This is a genomic window from Paraglaciecola sp. (assembly GCF_030730205.1).
In the GTDB taxonomy this organism is placed as follows: Bacteria; Pseudomonadota; Gammaproteobacteria; order Enterobacterales; family Alteromonadaceae; genus Paraglaciecola.
Genome location: NZ_JANQVQ010000136.1, coordinates 11,823 through 15,312, shown reverse-complemented (window position 1 = coordinate 15,312; position 3,490 = coordinate 11,823). Strand labels below are relative to the sequence as shown.

At 44.9% G+C, this 3,490-nt stretch carries 3 protein-coding genes and 1 pseudogene; all 4 read left to right on the top strand.

The annotated features are described in order from the left end of the window. Positions 1 to 747, top strand: a 747-nt coding sequence (locus tag NWQ57_RS09645) for an alpha-ketoacid dehydrogenase subunit beta (RefSeq protein WP_306021938.1), incomplete at its 5' end; no start/stop codon positions are given. Positions 748 to 768: 21 nt separating this feature from the next. Beyond that, on the top strand, positions 769 to 2,325 hold the full coding sequence (locus NWQ57_RS09640; RefSeq protein ID WP_306021937.1) for a dihydrolipoyllysine-residue acetyltransferase: 1,557 nt from the start codon (positions 769 to 771) through the stop codon (positions 2,323 to 2,325). Between the two features lie 75 nt (positions 2,326 to 2,400). Then, positions 2,401 to 3,276 carry a 23S rRNA (adenine(2030)-N(6))-methyltransferase RlmJ gene (locus NWQ57_RS09635; protein WP_306021936.1) on the top strand — a complete coding sequence of 292 codons (876 nt, stop codon included), beginning with the start codon at positions 2,401 to 2,403 and terminating at the stop codon, positions 3,274 to 3,276. Positions 3,277 to 3,284: 8 nt separating this feature from the next. Next, positions 3,285 to 3,490, top strand: a pseudogene (locus NWQ57_RS09630) (serine/threonine protein kinase); the annotation flags it as partial.

Genomic DNA, 3,490 nt, shown 5'->3' with positions numbered 1-3,490 from the left:
GTGGCTGAAATTCAATTTGCTGATTACATTTTTCCGGCCTTTGACCAAATCGTAAACGAAACTGCCAAGTGGCGGTATCGTTCTGGCGGGCAGTTTAGTTGCGGTACGTTAACCATCCGCACGCCTTACGGCGGTGGTATAGCCGGTGGGCATTATCACTCACAGTCGCCCGAAGCATTTTTCGCTCATGTACCGGGTTTAAAAATCGTCGTCCCACGCAATCCTTACCAAGCAAAAGGTTTGTTACTTGCGTCAATTCGAGATGATAACCCCGTGCTTTTTATGGAGCCAAAACGTTTATACCGTGCTTCAGTTGGTGAAGTGCCAGAAGATGATTACATCTTACCTTTGGGCAAAGCGGAAGTGGTTTCTGAAGGCAAGGATATTACGTTACTGGCATGGGGTGCTCAAATGGAGGTCATGGAGAAAGCCGCGCAATTAGCCACAAAGGACGGCATATCATGTGAAGTCATCGATTTACGCAGTATTTTACCTTGGGATCGTGACACGGTCGCAGCCTCGGTACAAAAAACAGGGCGTTTGCTTATTAGCCATGAAGCACCCTTAACGGGTGGTTTTGCCAGTGAAGTTGCAGCCAGTATTCAAGAGAAGTGCTTTTTATACCTTGAGTCTCCAATAAGCCGAGTATGTGGATTAGACAGTCCTTATCCTTTAGCACATGAGAAAGAATACATGCCAGATCACCTTAAAATCTACGAAGCGATTATTCGCTGCGTTAACTTTTGATCATATTAGGAGCCCAGAAAAATGACTGATTTTATTCTGCCTGATATTGGTGAAGGTATTATTGAGTGTGAACTTCTTGAATGGCTAGTGGCCGAGGGCGATGTGATCGTTGAAGATCAGCCCGTTGCTGAAGTCATGACAGATAAAGCCACAGTACAAATTCCCGCAATGTATTCAGGCAAGGTGATAAAGCTGTACTACCAAGCCGGGGAGATTGCAAAAGTGCATTCGCCTTTGTTTGCTATGCATATTGAGGGGGCAGAGCCACAACCTAAGGCTAATGAAGATAGCAACGCTGAATCAAAACTACAGTATGAAGCGCCTAAAGCGGCAACTATTGCTCCTGTGAGCAGCAATTCAATCGATTTTATTTTACCGGACATTGGTGAAGGAATTGTGGAGTGTGAGCTGGTGAGTTGGTTAGTCAGTGAAGGTGAGGAGATACTAGAAGACCAAGCTGTCGTTGAAGTGATGACCGACAAAGCCCTAGTTGAAATACCGGCTAAATACTCAGGCACGGTCAGTAAGCTGTATTATGCTCAAGGTGACATTGCAAAAGTGCATACCCCGTTATTTGCTATGTTGGTGAATGATGGCGTGTCTGGGCAGGTAACTCAGGGCGCAACAAATTCAGCAAGTCAGCCAGCCGTTAGGGTAGGTGAAGATCGTTTAAAGCCAACTGAAGAGGTATTAGCTGCGCGCCAAGGCAAAGCGCTGGCCAGTCCTGCAGTTAGGCGACTTGCCCGCGAACTCAACATCGATTTATCTACGGTCAAGGGCAGTGGTGATAAAGGTCGCGTACTGAAAAGTGATTTAAGTCAAGCTGCTGAAGTAAATGCTGCGCCTGTTGTCGCACCTTCCACTGTCATAGGTGGTACGCGCAAAGAGCCCATTCGTGGTATTAAAGCGGCCATGGCCAGACAAATGTTACACGCTGTGACAACGGTGCCGCACTTTACCGTGAGTGATGAAATTGCCTTAGATAATTTGATTGTGGCGCGAAATCAACTTAAAGACAATTTTGCGGCGCGCGGGGTAAAACTCAGTTTTATGCCGTTTTTTATCAAGGCGATGTCCTTGGCCTTGAAACAGTTTCCGATTATCAATAGCCAGGTAAATAAAGATTGCAGTGAAATCACCTACTTTGATGATCACAATATTGGGCTGGCGATTGATTCTAAAATTGGTCTGGTGGTACCGAATATCAAAGGCGTTCAACATTTATCTTTATTTGAAATCGCCCAAAAGGCCAATGAATTAGTGGAGCAAGGGCGTGAAGGTAAGCTCAAAAGTGCAGACTTGAAGGGCGGAACCATCAGTATTTCAAACATCGGGGTGCTTGGAGGAACGGTTGCTACTCCGGTCATTAACGCACCTGAATCCGCGATTGTCGCTCTGGGTAAAATTCAACGTTTACCACGCTTTGATGCTAACGATAACGTAGTAGCGGTTAATATCATGCAAGTAAGTTGGTCAGGCGATCATCGTATTATTGATGGAGCCACCATGGTGAGATTTAATAATTTATGGAAGTCTTATTTGGAAAATCCGCTTACAATGTTGGTAGAATTAGCCTAACGCTGTTTGAGTACTAACAAACCCGCATTATGCGGGTTTGTTTTTTCATCTATTTGCCTTTTTGGAGTTTGAGCATTGTTTAGTTATCGTCATAGTTTTCACGCGGGCAATCATGCCGATGTCATCAAACATTTAGGTCAAATGTTACTGATTGCTAAGCTTAAAGAGAAAGATAAAGGCTTTGTATACATGGATACGCATAGCGGCGCCGGCCTATATGATCTGCATTCTGATAACGCACAAAAAACCGGAGAGTTTAAACTGGGCATAGACAAGCTCATGGACTACCAAGGTTCAAATAACGATGTTGCCAACTACGTCGAGTTAATATCCCGTTACCATCGTCATAATAGTTATCCTGGCTCACCAGAGATTGCGCGTACGCTGATGCGTGAACAAGACAAACTGGTCTTGATGGAATGGCACAACCAAGAAATTGACAACCTCCGTCACAATATCAGTGGCAGTAATATTGCAATTCATCATCGTGACGGCTTTGAAGGTTTACTTGCCATGACTCCGCCGCCTTTGCCTAGGGGCTTGGTTTTAATCGATCCGTCTTATGAGGTCGCTGAAGAGTATCAGCAAGTAGCGCAAACCGTTGCTAAAGCCTATAAACGTTGGAGTACCGCAATTTTTGCGATTTGGTATCCCTTAATTGCTCATCGTCAAGACAGTGAAAATGGCCACAGTTACGCACAAAGTAAAATGGGTAAAAGCGAAGGTTTACTTGCTGCCCTTAAACAGCAAAATTTCAAAAATTTGCTACAAATAGAGTTATGCGTAACCACTAAAGAGCAAGGCGCAGGCATGTACGGCTCTGGCTTAGCGGTGATTAACGCGCCATGGCAGTTCGACGAACGCATGCGCGCTGCTTTAACAGAGCTACAACCTTTATTAGCGCAATCGTCGGATACGAGTAGCTCGGTTTCATGGTTAATTGCTGAGTAATTGAGCTGATGTTAACCCCCGCAGGGATCAAACATTTTTACATACCTGATGAGCAGTCCATTTATTTGCTGTCGCACAAAGACGCTAAAAAATTAAAAGACTGGTTTAAGTTGTGTACCGCACAACTTGAGTTGTTGGGATATAACAACATCGAGTTAATCGGTAAAGGTGCATTTGGCTTCGCGTTCGCGGGTCAGACATCTGAGGGTCAGAC

What these genes read in the sequence shown, in the direction of transcription:
- NWQ57_RS09640 (WP_306021937.1), top strand. Translation starts at nt 769, where the DNA reads ATGACTGATTTTATTCTGCCTGATATTGGTGAAGGTATTATTGAGTGT.